The organism is Spongiimicrobium salis (assembly GCF_043678055.1).
Classification (GTDB): Bacteria; Bacteroidota; Bacteroidia; order Flavobacteriales; family Flavobacteriaceae; genus Spongiimicrobium; species Spongiimicrobium salis.
This window is the reverse complement of record NZ_JBHEQA010000003.1, coordinates 513,541-527,912: the sequence shown is the minus strand read 5'-3', so window position 1 is coordinate 527,912 and position 14,372 is coordinate 513,541. Positions and strand designations below refer to the sequence as shown.

10 protein-coding genes are annotated in these 14,372 nt (G+C 40.7%); 2 read left to right on the top strand and 8 right to left on the bottom strand.

Features of this window, described 5'->3' with window-relative positions:
* Positions 1 to 39 precede the first annotated feature (39 nt).
* The 5 genes from ACEXOE_RS17050 to ACEXOE_RS17030 all read right to left on the bottom strand — a co-directional run bounded on the left by ACEXOE_RS17050 (position 40) and on the right by ACEXOE_RS17030 (position 6,247).
* Positions 40 to 1,311, bottom strand: coding sequence for an adenylosuccinate synthase (locus ACEXOE_RS17050; RefSeq protein ID WP_394750039.1), 1,272 nt, complete (start codon positions 1,309 to 1,311; stop codon positions 40 to 42).
* A gap of 14 nt (positions 1,312 to 1,325) precedes the next feature.
* Positions 1,326 to 1,781, bottom strand: a complete 456-nt coding sequence (locus ACEXOE_RS17045) for a Fur family transcriptional regulator (protein WP_394750038.1) — start codon at positions 1,779 to 1,781, stop codon at positions 1,326 to 1,328.
* Between the two features lie 36 nt (positions 1,782 to 1,817).
* Positions 1,818 to 4,022 (bottom strand): RelA/SpoT family protein, encoded by a 2,205-nt coding sequence (locus tag ACEXOE_RS17040; RefSeq protein WP_394750095.1) that lies wholly within the window; start codon positions 4,020 to 4,022, stop codon positions 1,818 to 1,820.
* A gap of 44 nt (positions 4,023 to 4,066) precedes the next feature.
* Positions 4,067 to 5,299: a M48 family metallopeptidase gene (locus tag ACEXOE_RS17035; protein ID WP_394750037.1), complete on the bottom strand. Its 1,233-nt coding sequence runs from the start codon at positions 5,297 to 5,299 to the stop codon at positions 4,067 to 4,069.
* 147 nt (positions 5,300 to 5,446) lie between these two features.
* Positions 5,447 to 6,247: a TrmH family RNA methyltransferase gene (locus tag ACEXOE_RS17030; protein WP_394750036.1), complete on the bottom strand. Its 801-nt coding sequence runs from the start codon at positions 6,245 to 6,247 to the stop codon at positions 5,447 to 5,449.
* A gap of 73 nt (positions 6,248 to 6,320) precedes the next feature.
* Here ACEXOE_RS17030 and ACEXOE_RS17025 point away from each other — a divergent pair, with 73 nt between their 5' ends.
* On the top strand, positions 6,321 to 7,127 hold the full coding sequence (locus ACEXOE_RS17025; protein ID WP_394750035.1) for a hypothetical protein: 807 nt from the start codon (positions 6,321 to 6,323) through the stop codon (positions 7,125 to 7,127).
* A 78-nt stretch (positions 7,128 to 7,205) separates the two neighbouring features.
* On the opposite strand, the gene ACEXOE_RS17020 is transcribed toward ACEXOE_RS17025, so the two are convergent.
* From ACEXOE_RS17020 to ACEXOE_RS17010, 3 genes are all read right to left on the bottom strand, one after another.
* A complete protein-coding gene (locus ACEXOE_RS17020) occupies positions 7,206 to 8,528 on the bottom strand; it encodes an amidohydrolase family protein (RefSeq protein WP_394750034.1) in 1,323 nt (440 codons plus the stop codon).
* 4 nt (positions 8,529 to 8,532) lie between these two features.
* Positions 8,533 to 11,484, bottom strand: coding sequence for an amidohydrolase family protein (locus ACEXOE_RS17015; RefSeq protein WP_394750033.1), 2,952 nt, complete (start codon positions 11,482 to 11,484; stop codon positions 8,533 to 8,535).
* 151 nt (positions 11,485 to 11,635) lie between these two features.
* Positions 11,636 to 12,745 (bottom strand): DUF3810 domain-containing protein, encoded by a 1,110-nt coding sequence (locus ACEXOE_RS17010; protein WP_394750032.1) that lies wholly within the window; start codon positions 12,743 to 12,745, stop codon positions 11,636 to 11,638.
* Positions 12,746 to 12,899: 154 nt separating this feature from the next.
* On the opposite strand from ACEXOE_RS17010, the gene ACEXOE_RS17005 reads away from it, so the two are divergent.
* Complete coding sequence (locus ACEXOE_RS17005; RefSeq protein ID WP_394750031.1) at positions 12,900 to 14,363, top strand: aminoacyl-histidine dipeptidase; 1,464 nt, start codon at positions 12,900 to 12,902, stop codon at positions 14,361 to 14,363.
* Positions 14,364 to 14,372 lie beyond the last annotated feature (9 nt).

Genomic DNA, 14,372 nt, shown 5'->3' with positions numbered 1-14,372 from the left:
CTATCCGATTCGAAAAAATCGGATAGGTCCAAAAGACTATTATCGGTGTATGGTCTGGGTACGATCCGGACCTACGGATACAATTTTAATAGGAACTTGGAGTTCTTTTTCCAAGAAATCAATATAATCATTTAATGTTGCGGGAAGCTCTTCCGCTTTGCTCATTTTGGTCAAATCTTTGTCCCATCCCTTCATTTCGGTATATACCGGTTGTATATGGTCATCTTCAATATTATAGGGCAAATGCGAAATTTCCTTTCCTTTATACGTGTAGGCCGTGCATACTTTTAAGGTTTTAAAGCCACTTAAAACATCGGCTTTCATCATCATTAATTCTGTGACTCCGTTAATTTGAACCGCATACTTTAGGGCTACAAGATCTAGCCACCCACAGCGTCTGGGTCTTCCGGTAGTAGCGCCAAACTCATTTCCTACACGTCCCATGGTTTCCCCATCTTCATCGAAGAGTTCCGTTGGGAAGGGGCCACTTCCCACACGAGTGGTATAGGCTTTGAAAATACCTTTGACGTCGCCTATTTTGTTAGGGGCAACCCCCAGACCGGTACAGGCTCCTGCAGCGGTGGTATTGGAAGAAGTTACAAAGGGGTAGGTTCCAAAATCAATATCTAACAAAGATCCTTGGGCACCTTCAGCAAGGATTTTTTTGCCTTCTGCCTGTGCCTGGAATAAATACTCTTCACTGTCTATGAAGGTTAATTTCTTCAACGCTTCAACCGCCTCAAAGAAGTCGGCCTCCAGCTCTTGCAAGTCATACTGAATATCTACATTGTAAAAGCCGATCATGGCTTCGTGCTTATTGGCCAAAGCTCGGTATTTCTCTTTCCAATCAGAGAATTCCAAATCCCCAATACGCATACCGTTTCTACCGGTTTTATCCATATAGGTGGGGCCGATGCCTTTTAGGGTAGAACCAATTTTTGCCTTCCCTTTGGCAGTTTCCGATGCCGCATCCAAAAGACGGTGCGTTGGCAGAATAAGATGGGCTTTTCTAGATACAAAAAGTTTAGCTTTAATGTCGATTTTAAATTTATCGAGATTATCCAATTCTTTTTGAAAAATTACAGGATCGATCACAACGCCGTTCCCAACAATGTTAATGGCATTTTTATGAAAAATCCCGGAAGGAATTGTATGAAGAACATGTTTAATGCCATCAAACTCTAAAGTGTGTCCGGCATTGGGCCCTCCTTGAAAACGTGCAATGATATCATAATTTTTAGTGAGTACATCAACGATTTTTCCTTTTCCCTCGTCTCCCCACTGTAGTCCTAGTAGTAAATCTACTGCCATGTATTTATCTTAAATTAATTAGTTGTGTCTTTTTCCGTGTTCTTGGTGCCATAGAAGTATAGCGAATGATTGGTGATTTTGATATCAAAAACCTCTTCAATCGTTTTTTTGATAGATTGAATACGAGGGTCGCAAAATTCCATCACTTCCCCGGTATCTGTAAGAATAACATGATCGTGTTGGCGGTCGAAATACGATTTTTCATATTGCGCCTGGTTCTTGCCAAACTGATGTTTTCGTACCAATTTACAATCCAATAAAAGTTCAATGGTATTGTAGAGGGTTGCACGACTTACCCTGTAGTTTTTATTTTTCATCATGAGATAGAGTGACTCTATGTCAAAATGATCTTCATGATCGTAGATTTCCTGAAGTATAGCGTAGCGTTCAGGTGTTTTCCGATGTCCGTTATCCTCCAGAAATGTGGTGAATACGTTTTTTACTATCTCTTGATTTTTAGTATTGCCCATAGCAATTGCATTAATGTGCAAATGTACAGTTAAAATTTAAATTCTGGACACTTTATCGATACCGTTAATTAGCTTTAAATTGTTGATGAGTTTTTTTAGGATCGAATTGTTTTTTACCATCACGGTAATTTTACCACTAAAAGTGCCGCCGTCCGTACTAAAATTAATATTTCGCATGTTTACATGCATGTTTCCGGAAATGATGTCCGTGATTTTACTGACCAGCCCTAGATTATCAATCCCGGTAAGCCGTATTTGAGCAGTAAACTCTTCCTGGGAAGAATCGATCCATTTAGCACCGATAATCCTATAAGCATAGTTGGATTGCAAGGAAATGGCATTGGGACAATTTTTTTTATGGACCTTGATCCCTTCATTGATACTCACAAATCCAAAGACATCGTCCCCCGGAATGGGATTGCAGCATTGGGAGAGTTTGTATTCCAGTTTCTCCTCTTCCTTTCCAAAGACCAAGGTGTCGTATTTGGACGTAATCTCTTCCTTATCGATATTTTCGGGAGTGGGATTTCTGCGAATCTTATTTTTAAAGAAACTGATGAAGGCATTGTTATAGGAAGAGGCAAAATCCTTCAGCATTTGATTGTCGATGGCTCCAACCCCAATTCTGTAAAAGAGATCCAAACTTGTCTTTAGCTTAAAGAAGATAACCATCTTATTGATGGTATCGTCATTCAGATTTATTTTTTGGGACTTTAACTTTCTTCGCAAAACCTCTTTGCCTTCCAAGGCAATGGCTTTCTTTTCTTCTTTTAAGGAAGATTTGATCTTGGCCCTGGCCCTAGCAGTAGTGGCATAATCCAACCAACTTTGATTGGGTTTGGCACTCTCAGAGGTGATAATTTCTACTTGATCGCCGCTTTTTAATGAGGTATTTAAGGGGACTAGTTTTCCATTTACTTTGGAGCCACGCGTGCGCATGCCCACTTCTGTATGAATGTTAAAGGCAAAGTCTACCGGGGTTGATCCTTTGGGGAGGGATTTCAATTCTCCCTTCGGCGTAAAAACAAAGATCTCTTTGGAATACAGGTTTAACTTAAACTCCTCTACAAAATCAACAGCATTGGTATCGGGATTTTCCAAGGCTTCCTGCAACCTATTGAGCCAAATCTCTATCCCCTGTTCTTTTTGATCTCCGTGTTTGTATTTAAAGTGCGCCGCATATCCTTTTTCCGCAATTTCATGCATCCGTTCACTACGGATCTGCACTTCTACCCATTTTCCCTCAGGGCCCATTACCGTGATATGCAGGGCCTCATAGCCTGTAGACTTGGGGGAGGAAATCCAATCCCGAAGCCGAATAGGATTGGGGGTGAAATTATCGGTAACAATAGAATAAATTTTCCAGGCCAGGAACTTCTCATTTTGCTTATCGGAGGTATAAATAATCCGAATGGCAAACTTGTCATAGATCTCATCAAAAGTGACACTTTGAGCGATCATCTTTTTACGAATGGAAGAAATGGATTTCATCCGCCCTTTGATGTAATAGTTGAGTCGCTCTTTGTCTAAAGACGATTTAATGGTATTGGAAAAATCATCAATGTAGGCCTGTTGTTCTTCTTTGGTACTTTCAATTTTCCCTAGAATATCATTATAAACATCAGGTTCTGTATATTTTAAACTTAAATCCTCTAAATCCGTTTTAATATTATACAAACCAATTCTATGGGCCAATGGCGCGTAGATGTACAGGGTTTCCGAAGCTATTTTTACCTGTTTGTACTCCGGCATGGAATCCATGGTGAGCATATTGTGATAGCGATCGGCAATTTTAATAATGATCACCCGTACATCATCATGAAGCGTAAGCAGCATTTTTCTGAAGTTCTCCGCTTGCTGGGAGATATTCATATCTTTCTTTAGATGTGCTATTTTCGTAAGGCCGTCAACAATCCTTGCCACGGTTTCGCCAAACATTTGTTCAATGTCCACCAATGTATATTCGGTATCTTCAACAACGTCGTGCAATAGGGCGGAAGCAATGGATACCGCATCCAATCCTATTTCCGAAGCCACAATTTTCGCGACCGCAATGGGGTGAAAGATATAAGCTTCGCCAGATTTTCTTCGCTGATCTTTGTGTGCATCTACGGCAATGTCAAACGCATTGCGGATTAATTTTTTATCCTCCTTGGTAAGCGTCTGATAACTTATGCGCAACAATTCCTTGTATTGCTTTGCAATTTCTTTATTTTCTTTTTCTATGGCTGCTTGGGTCATCACAAATTAAAAATAAGACAATCTTTAGTACTGCACAACAAAAATTATGCCTTTAGGTTCCGTATTCTTGCGATTAGTGGAGGATGTGAATAATGCATAAAAACATAAGCAGGATGGGGCGTTAAATTGCTCAAGCTATTTTTTGACATTTTTTTTAAGGAACTGATCAGGGGCATGGGAGCAAAGGTGTTTTTTGCATAATCATCTGCCTGATATTCAAATTTTCGAGAGAGATAATTCATGACGAGTCCTGTAATTTCAGAAATAGGACTGTATAAAATACCAAAACCTATTAGGGCGGCATGAAAACTTGGAATACTAACGCCAATGGCCGAGGAAACCTCGGGATTATTAATGAAAAGGGATAGGAGGTAGAGCGTAAACCCTACAAGGAGAGTAGATGTAACAAGATTGAAAATAATGTGATGACGTTTGTAGTGCCCTACTTCATGCGCCAGTACTGCGACAATTTCATTTTCATTGAGGTCATTGATCAGCGTATCGTATAAGGTAACGCGCTTTTCTTTTCCGAAGCCAGAAAAATAGGCGTTGGCCTTAGTGGATCTTTTGGAGCCATCGATAACAAAAATTTGCTGCAGATCAAAGCCTACCTTTTGGGCATAAGCCTCTATTTTTTCTTTTAGAGGCCCCTGTTCCAATGGCGTTTGTTTATTGAACAACGGAACGATCAAACGGCTATAAAACAAATTCATGAAAACCGTAAATAGGGCAATAATGCCCCAGGCATATATCCAAAAGTTAGTGCCTGCCCATTGAAAAAACCATAGGATCAAGGCCAAAATTCCACCTCCAAACAAGGCGGTCATTATCCATCCTTTGATTTTATCCATAAAGAAGACCCTTTTTGTGGTGGTATTGAAACCAAACTTTTCTTCAATGACAAAGGTGCGGTAATAGGAGAAAGGCATTGTGATGATATCACTGCCAATCATAATGATACCAAAGAAAATCAAAGCAATTATAGTAGGGTGGTCGGAGATGTTCCGAGCAATACTGTCTATCCATTCAAACCCACCAAAACTCAAAAAAAACAAAGTGAGTACAAAGGAAAATGAGCTGGTAATGATACCAAAATTATAATTTACCTTTTTGTAGGCTTGGGATTTAATGTAATCGTTGGTCTCAAAAACATCATGGAGTTCTTCGGGAAGGGGTGCTTTAAATTGCCGTGCGTTGAGATGCCCTACAATGGTCTCAATGACAAATTGAAGGCATAAAATCAGAATAATACTGTAAAAGAGTAGGTTGTATTCCATGTATGGGGTGCTGTTTTAGTTGTTGGTTTTCGCAATAAAACGATACTGTATTGGGGATTTGGAAAATTCAAGATGGGAAAATTATACGACTTCCGCAAATCCCACTTTTATTTTGCAATATCGAGAGACAAGAAGCGGATTAAAAATTTACAGGCTGCGTTGCCGTTTTGCCTCGAATAAAAGAATGGCAGCGGCAACGGAAACGTTCATGGAATCGATTTCCCCTTCCATGGGAATAATGATGTTTTGGGTGGAGTTTTCCAGCCATGGCGGGGTTAATCCCGTGGCTTCGGTCCCGACCACTATAGCGGAAGCTTGCTTGTAATCTACGGAAGTGTATTTTTTGGAAGCAGATAAGGCGGCACAAAAGATTTTTATCTGTCTTTCCTGAAGAAACTGTACAATATCCATCGTAGTCCCCAAAGCAATATTGGTGGTAAAAACACAGCCCACACTAGAGCGTATTATGTTGGGGTTGTAGAGGTCACTTTTGGGATTGGCGATGATTACGGCATCCAAATTGGCGGCATCTGCTGTTCGCAACAATGCCCCTATGTTACCAGGTTTTTCAGGAGCTTCGGCAATAAGAATCAGAGGGTTTTGACGCAATTGTAATGCTTCCAATCCATGTGCTTTAGCGCTTACAATGGCCATAATACCTTCTGTGGTTTCCCGATAGGCAAGTTTTTGATAAACCTCCTTGGATATGGCAATGAGTCTGATAGGTTCTTCTTGAACGAGCTCAATAACTTCTTCATGGGAAATGATGTCCGCATAAAAAAGTAGGGTAGTTATCTCGTAGTTTCCTCGAAGACACAATTGTATTTCACGTAAACCTTCTACCACAAAAAAACCGGTTTTTTTACGCTCTCTTGATTTCTCTTTGAGCGATAAAAATTGCTTTACCAAAGCATTTTGTACGCTACTTATGTATTTAATTTCGTTCATTTGTACAAAAATAGGGCAATACCACAAAGAATGGCATTGTTCTTAGATAATTAATAATTCTAAAGTTTACATCATGAAACGCTTATTGGCATTTGTATTGTTGGCAGGAGTACTTTCCTGTAAAGAAACCCCTAAAGAGGAAAAAATTGTAGAAGGCAAACCAGAAATGGAAGCCAAATTGGATATGTCTAGATATCCAGAAGCTCTACAGCAAGTTTTTGAGGCTCATGGGGGATTGGATACATGGAAAAGCAAAAAAAGCCTTGCCTATGAATTGCCTAAAGGGGAAACCAAAGAAATTCATACCACGAATTTATATTCTAGAAAAGATCGAGTCGATGCAGAAAACTTCACCATAGGATACGATGGAAAAGAAGTATGGCTTTTGGATGAAAATAAAGAATACAAGGGAGATGCCATTTTTTATCACAACTTGTATTTCTATTTTTATGCCATGCCCTTTGTGGTGGCCGATGACGGTATTGTCTATAGTGAGACGGAAGATTTAGAGTTTGAGGGAAAAAAATATCCCGGGGTACGTATTGCCTATAACGATGGGGTAGGAGCTTCTCCAAAAGATGAGTATTTTGTGCATTACGATCCGGAAACCCATCAAATGGCATGGCTTGGTTATACGGTAACGTATCGAAGCGGTGAGAAATCCGATCGCGTAAGTTGGATTCGGTATAACGATTGGAAGGAATTCAATGATGTAGTTTTGCCCAATTCAATTTCCTGGTATACCTATGAAGGAAGAACCATTAAAGAGTTGAGAAATACCGTGACCTTTGAAAACGTGACGCTAAGTGAGCAAGCAAGAGCTGCTTCCTATTTTGAGAAACCCGAGAAGGCAGAATTTGTAAAGCCTGCGACCAAATAAAAATCGGAGTATTGAAAATAAAAAGACCCGTTTGGTGATTTCATGGCCAGACGGGTCTTTTTTTATGCAAAAGAGCAGCTAATCTCCTTCGTACTTTTTCATATATCGTTTCCAAAGCTTGGTTTGATGTGTTTCTAAGGACACCTTTCTGCCGTCAATAAAGGCATTGCTCAATTGATTGGTTCGCATGTCGAGGGCATCTCCTTCAGAAATGAATAAGGTTGCGCTCTTGCCTACGGCCAAGGTGCCATAATCAGTATCGATGCCTAATATTTTAGCGGTATTCCCCGTTATTAATTGCAAGGCTTTTTCCTTATTTAGTCCCTGACCCACTACTTGTCCGGCATAAAATGGAAGGTTTCTCGTTTGAAAATTTGAAGCTGTTCCATTTTGAATTCCCACCAATAAGCCTGCTTCCACTAAAAGTTTGGGCAATTTATACGGAAGGTCATAATCGTCATCAGCAAATGAAGGCAATTGATGCGTAAAGCCTACGAGAACGGGTACCTTGTTTTCTTTAAGAAAATCAGTGACTTTATAGGCGTGATAACCTCCTACCAAAACAAGATGTTGTACGCCTGCTTTTTTTGCTACAGTAACCGCATCTATAATTTCACGTTCCCCATCGGCATAAACAAAGAGTTTCTGAAGCCCATCAAATAGGCCTTGCATGGCGTTAAAGGCTAAATTTTTCTGATTGCTATCGCTTTTTCCATAGGCTTTGGAATGTGCCATGAAATCTGCAACTTCCGTCACGGCAGCCTGATAATCTTTGTTGGGGCGAAACCCTCTGGGTTCTCCTAACCACCATCTTCCTTGACGAAAGGAGTTAGGCCAATTCAAATGAATGCCATCATCTGTTTTAATAGCTGCATCTTCCCAATTCCATGCATCAAACTGAACAATGGAGGAGGTTCCCGATATTCTACCCCCTTTTGGGGCAATCTGCCCTAATAAAACACCATTGGGACGCATACTCTCCACAACTTTGGATTCGGCATTGTAGGCGATCAAACTACGAACATGGGGAATTAAATCCCCGATTTCATCCTGATCATTACTCGCTCTGACAGCGTTGACTTCTACAAGGCCCAAGGTTTTGGAAGGTGCTATAAACCCGGGGTAAATGTGTTTTCCCTGCGCATTGATCACTTCCCCCTTAGGCGTAACTTCGGTAGTTCCCAAAGCGGTAATTTTTCCATTTTCGAATACAATAGTGCAATTTTCAACGACACTTCCATCCCCAATATGGGCAGTACCTCCGCTAATGGTAATTGGTCCCTGTTGGGCAAGGCCCGGGGCTTGTTGTGCCATGATCATGGTAGTCCCCATGCATAGTATCAACAATAGCAGAACTGATTTTTTTAGGGATAGACTCATTTTTTCTTTTAAATTTTCCATAGTACTATAAGGTTTCACATTGGAAGTTTCTATTTTCTTTTTTGACGGGAATACGGGTTTTACTACCACCATTTTTCTCCTCTAACATCATATTGATTAGCGTATTTCGTTCTTTTTTAATTTTAGCACGCTGTAATTTGTCCTTTTCCAAATCAAAATACACTGCTCCATCTATAATTGTTTTTTCAGATTTGGCATAAACAGAAAGGGGGTGATCCGTCCATAGTACCAAATCCGCATCTTTTCCAATTTTAATACTTCCTGTACGATCATCAATATGTAATAGTTTAGCAGGATTAAGGGTCACCATTTTCCAGGCTTCTTCTTCAGAAACGCCCCCGTACTTCACTATTTTGCCTGCCTCTTGGTTTAGTCTTCTGGACATTTCACGATCATCACTATTGATGGCCACGGTTACGCCTTGACTGTGCATAATGGCGGCATTGTACGGAATGGCATCATTTACTTCAAACTTATAGGCCCACCAGTCGCTGAACGTGGATCCTCCTGCGCCATGTGCTGCCATTTTATCGGCCACTTTATAACCTTCCAAAATATGGGTAAATGTATTTAGGGTAAAACCAAATTGTTCGGCAACCTTCATCATCATGTTAATTTCGCTCTGCACATAGGAATGGCAGCTTATAAAGCGCTCGCCATTTAAGATTTCAGCTAAGGTCTCCATTTCTTCATCATAGCGATAGGCTTGTCCACTTTTCTTTTTGGTATCGTACTCTTTGGCCCGTTGGAAATAGTCCACAAAAACCTGTTCCACACCCATTCGCGTTTGCGGGAAGCGGCTAAAACTCTGCCAATTGGACTGCTTCACATTTTCTCCTAAAGCAAATTTGATGAACTTAGGGGAATTGTCATAGATCATATTATCGGCACTTTCTCCCCATTTTAATTTTAGGATGGCGGAACGTCCACCAATAGGGTTGGCCGATCCATGAAGCAATTGCACGGTAGTGACTCCCCCACCTAAATTCCGGTAAATGTTCATATCTTTTGGATTGACCACATCTTCCATTTTTACTTCTGCAGAGGAATTATGGCCTGCTTCATTTATGGCCAACCCTGCGATATGGCTATGTTCATCGATGACTCCTGCCGTCAAGTGTTTTCCTGTAGCATCTATTACAGTGGCTCCGCCAGCTCTTAAGTCCTTTCCGATCTTTACGATTTTTCCTTTTTTAACAAGGACATCGGTATTCTGTAGGATACCCTCCGATTCTCCTGTCCAAACCGTGGCATTCCGGAACAGCATATTTTCTTGTTGTGGGCGTTGGGCATATCCATAGCCTACATTGGGATAAGCCACGGGCATAACCACAGCTGCTTCTGCCGTAGTGCCTTTCTTTTCTTTTTTTGAAAAAGCACGGGTTTTTATTGCTTTAAAGGTACTTTCGTTTCCATTGGGGAGAATAAGCCTTCCTTCAATAGTATCCGAACCTGCCGTAGACAGCCCAGTCATACGATATTTCTTTTTGCCCTGATCGGTGGAAAAAGCAAGGTCTAGCCAATTGTCTTTAAAACCGATTTTTGCTTTTATGGTATTCGAATCTTGTTTGATTTCTGCACTAGGAGTACGCACTTTTCCCCGAATGGACAGGCTATAGGTAATTCCTTCAATGGCTAAATTATATTCTCCCCGAATGTCCTTAAGTGTTCTGTCGTTGATGACATTTCGTTGCCCCTGTACCCAGTTTTCGTATAAGGTGGTTCCTTCTTCAAAAATATCCCCGGAGGTGATTAAGAAATTAGCTTGATGTCCCTTCTCTAGGGACCCAATGCTGTTGGACTTTCCTAATAATTGTGCGGGAACGGTGGTCAGCGCTTCCAGTGCTTTTGTTTTAGATAAGCCTCGTGCAATAGCCGTCATTAGTTTGCCTTTGATGGCTGCAGGAGATTTTAAATCGTTTAAGGTAAAAGAAAAAGAAACGCCATTATCCGCTAATATTTTAGGGTTTGACGGGGCTTGATTCCAATACCTCATATCGGCCAGATCAACATAACCTGCCTGATACGGATTAGAAACATCATAAGGATCAGGGAAGTTCAATGGAAGAATAAAAGTAGCATTGGTTTCTTTGATTTCAGCAATATGTTCAAATTCATTTCCTCCACCTAAGATTACGTATTGAATGCCAAAAGCATCTCCGATTTTATCTGCCCTTAAGGCATGGCCCGCATCTTTGGCCGCAAATATTTGAACCAATCCACGATTGGCAATAAGGGCTTCCAAGGAACGATCTTTGGTGTCTACCTTTCCCGTGGCATACCAGTTTGCATCATAATGCATTTGACGTAATAAGGCCATGGAACCCATTAAAGAGGTAGGGTAGGATTGAATTTTGGCAATACTTCTATCAAAAGAGAAATACTGGCCAGATCGGTCATCTAAGATACGATCGGCATCATTGCCCGTTCCATTTAGGGCAACTAGTAATCCTGTACCTCTGGCAATACCATCCTGTATATGTGAATTAACCACACCAAAACCTGCTTTTCGTAGCGCTTTTGCCTTTTTGTCATCATAGCTAAAGACACTGATGGCATCATTTTCTGGCATGATATGATCATTCCAGTAAAACCCGTCCCGAGTGGCCTCATATTGTGTGGCCCGCCTACCGTTTCCTGCCCTTTTGGGTTTTTTTATACCAAAATCGGAATAGGCATCAATAAAGGAAGGGTATATGGATTTCCCTTTAAGGTCAATGACCACCGCATTCTTTGGAACGGAAATGGATTTTCCTACCTGTACTACTTTTCCATTTTGAATAAGCAGGGTGCCCTTAGAAATCACTTGACTTGGTCTTACATGGATTTTAGCATTGGTAAAGGCTGTGTAATTGTTATTTTTTGATTTTACACCGTCATTTTCTGGAAAATAATCCTGTGCAAATAAAGCAGCACTGCACCATAGCAGGGCAAGCGCTAGAAGTCGCATTTTCATAGTAAATAGATTAGTTGGAATTCGTCCCGTTAAAGATAGGGGGAAGTGCTGAAATATGTTAGGGCTGTACGCGATTTTAACATATTGAAAGCTAGTATGATTGTCCGATAGCAAAGTTTTAACGGAACCAAGGAATGCTAAAATAAGGAAGTTATTGGCCTAAGCGTTTATGTTGCATCTCCAATTCATGGGCGGCTACGGTCTTTTTTTGGTGGAAAGCAACCAGTAAGCGTACCACGCGACTATAGCTACGGATACCGTCTTTTTGATTGTTGACTTTTAAAAAACTGCTGTAAATCGTCTTAAAAACAGGCTCCAGAGGGTTTTCATAAGAAGCCCAAAAATCAGCAATTTCCTTGTAGTTTTTTTTTACCCCTATGTTTAATTGTTTGTAAATTTTTTGAAATGTTTTTTCGTTCGCACGCTTTATATCGGCCAAACAATACCTTAAGGCACCAGCATAGGCGGCATACCTGAAATATGCGTTCTCGTTGTTTACGGTAACCAGATACCCAATGAAATTGGTTTCATTTTCTGCAGAATATCCTATTTGATGTCCCGCTTCATGACCAGATACCATTGGAAATCTAAATATGGGCATTTTACCATTAACCTGTGCCTCATGGGTAAAAGGGTTCAAGTATCCGCCATAACCCATATAGCTCAAGGGAGTACTGAAAAGCGAAGTTTTTATACTTGGTCGTTTATAAGCAAGTAGCGGAAACACATCTTTTAAATGCTCATAACCTTGAATGGTCTTTTGAAATACCTCTTCCCGAGTATAAGGTAGTACTACCATGGCCGTACTATCCTTGGTAATTTCATAATGTAGGCTGTTGGTGGTTTCAATTAGATCTGTTGTTAGTGATAAGAGCGCATTTTTTGAATAGTTTTGAGGAAGGTCTAAAGCCTGTGAAATGGGTTGTCTGTAATAGTTCATTCCCCATAAAAGATGAAAAGTAAAATAGGCCACTGAAATTACCATAATCACGTCCCGTATGAAATTCTTAGGGTTTCTTTTAATTTCTTTTCGCTTTACGATGATATATCGGAGTACAATAAAGATAAGGGAGGCATATAATACATCACCAATGGAAAAGGGAATCCACCCCAACAACAACCTCCAGAACTCGGCAATGACAGGATAGAGGCCTTTACTGTAATATTCCTCTACGAATTCTGGATAATTACCTAGCCATTTTACCAACAAAATTTGTGGTATCAGGGAAAGGGCGATGGCATTTTTTAGGCGATTGCTCATTAGGTCAAATGTAGCCAAATAAATTTGAAAATAAACTCCTTTAACATGGGTTTAAAAGAAGTAGGGTAGAGCACTTCTTAAAGCAAAGGAAATCCTCTTTTTAGCAGGTCAATTCCATAGGGATGTGTATTTTTGAAGCCTGATATTAAAAACGATGAGCGAAGAAATACGTCAATTAGAACCAAAAGTACTTTGGACCAAGTTTGCTGATTTAAATGCGGTGCCACGACCTTCAAAAAAGGAAGAGCGCGTCATTCAATTTATGCTCGACTTTGGGCACTCCTTAGGTTTGGAAACGAGCATTGATGCCGTGGGAAATGTGATTATTCGCAAGGCAGCCAGTCCGGGAATGGAAGATCGAAAGATGATCACCCTCCAATCCCATTTGGATATGGTGCATCAAAAAAATGCAGATACCCTTTTCGATTTTGATAAAGAAGGTATAAAAATGTTAGTGGCGGGAGACTGGGTAAAGGCTGAAGGAACAACCTTAGGAGCTGATAACGGTATTGGAGTGGCCACTATTATGGCGCTCCTGGAGAGTACGACAATTCCCCATCCTCCTTTGGAGGCCCTGTTTACGATAGATGAAGAAACCGGAATGACGGGGGCCATGGGCTTGCAAAGTGGTATACTGCAAGGCCAGATCTTATTGAATTTGGATACAGAAGAAGATGATGAAATTGATATTGGTTGTGCGGGAGGTATAGATGTTACCGCTATACGAACCTATGTGGAAGAAAACACAAGTGAAGGATGGCTAGGATATCGTATTGCCATAACCGGGCTGCAAGGAGGACATAGTGGAATGGATATCCATAAAGGATTGGGAAATGCAAACAAATTAATGAATGCCCTACTAACTAAAGCGGTAACATATTCCAATGCACGAATTGCCACCATTGATGGCGGAAGTCTAAGAAATGCCATTCCACGAGAAAGTTTTGCCACCCTTCTGGTTCCAGAAGCTAAAAAAGATCAATTTACTATTGCATTTGAGCCTTGGGTCAAGGCTATAAAGGAAGAGTTTATAAGTGTGGAGCCAGGGCTGAACATTAGTTGTGAAGCTATGCAATCTCCTCCTTCATCAGTCATGGAATTAGAGGCGCAACAACAGTTATTGGAGGCCTTGGAAAAAGGGCACAATGGTGTATATGCAATGAGTGCTACCATGGAAGATTTAGTGCAAACTTCCAATAATATCGCCAGAGTTCAGGTGCAAGAGGGAACTATAAAAATTGGCTGTTTAACCCGTTCTTCCCTAAATTCAGAAAAGATGGAATTGGCCGAATTGTTGAAAGGCGTTTTTGAAGAAATGGGATGTACGGTCTCTTTTGATGGGGATTACCCCGGTTGGAACCCCAATCCCGATTCGGCAATATTAAAAGTATTGGTGGCCCAGTATAAAGCATTGTTTAAGGCAACTCCTAGGGTAGTGGCCTGTCATGCAGGCTTGGAATGTGGTATTTTGGGACAAAATTATCCTGATATGGACATGATCAGTTTTGGACCTACAATTGAAGGGGCACATTCCCCGGACGAACGCGTTTCCATTTCTTCAGTACAGAAATACTGGAAGTTTGTTTTGGAAATTTTAAAACACGCGCCAACAGCATAAAAACGCCAC

Coding starts and splice junctions, on each gene's coding strand:
- ACEXOE_RS17050 (WP_394750039.1), bottom strand. CDS start 1,311: ATGGCAGTAGATTTACTACTAGGACTACAGTGGGGAGACGAGGGAAAA.
- ACEXOE_RS17045 (WP_394750038.1), bottom strand. CDS start 1,781: ATGGGCAATACTAAAAATCAAGAGATAGTAAAAAACGTATTCACCACA.
- ACEXOE_RS17040 (WP_394750095.1), bottom strand. CDS start 4,022: ATGACCCAAGCAGCCATAGAAAAAGAAAATAAAGAAATTGCAAAGCAA.
- ACEXOE_RS17035 (WP_394750037.1), bottom strand. CDS start 5,299: ATGGAATACAACCTACTCTTTTACAGTATTATTCTGATTTTATGCCTT.
- ACEXOE_RS17030 (WP_394750036.1), bottom strand. CDS start 6,247: ATGAACGAAATTAAATACATAAGTAGCGTACAAAATGCTTTGGTAAAG.
- ACEXOE_RS17025 (WP_394750035.1), top strand. CDS start 6,321: ATGAAACGCTTATTGGCATTTGTATTGTTGGCAGGAGTACTTTCCTGT.
- ACEXOE_RS17020 (WP_394750034.1), bottom strand. CDS start 8,528: ATGGAAAATTTAAAAGAAAAAATGAGTCTATCCCTAAAAAAATCAGTT.
- ACEXOE_RS17015 (WP_394750033.1), bottom strand. CDS start 11,484: ATGAAAATGCGACTTCTAGCGCTTGCCCTGCTATGGTGCAGTGCTGCT.
- ACEXOE_RS17010 (WP_394750032.1), bottom strand. CDS start 12,745: ATGAGCAATCGCCTAAAAAATGCCATCGCCCTTTCCCTGATACCACAA.
- ACEXOE_RS17005 (WP_394750031.1), top strand. CDS start 12,900: ATGAGCGAAGAAATACGTCAATTAGAACCAAAAGTACTTTGGACCAAG.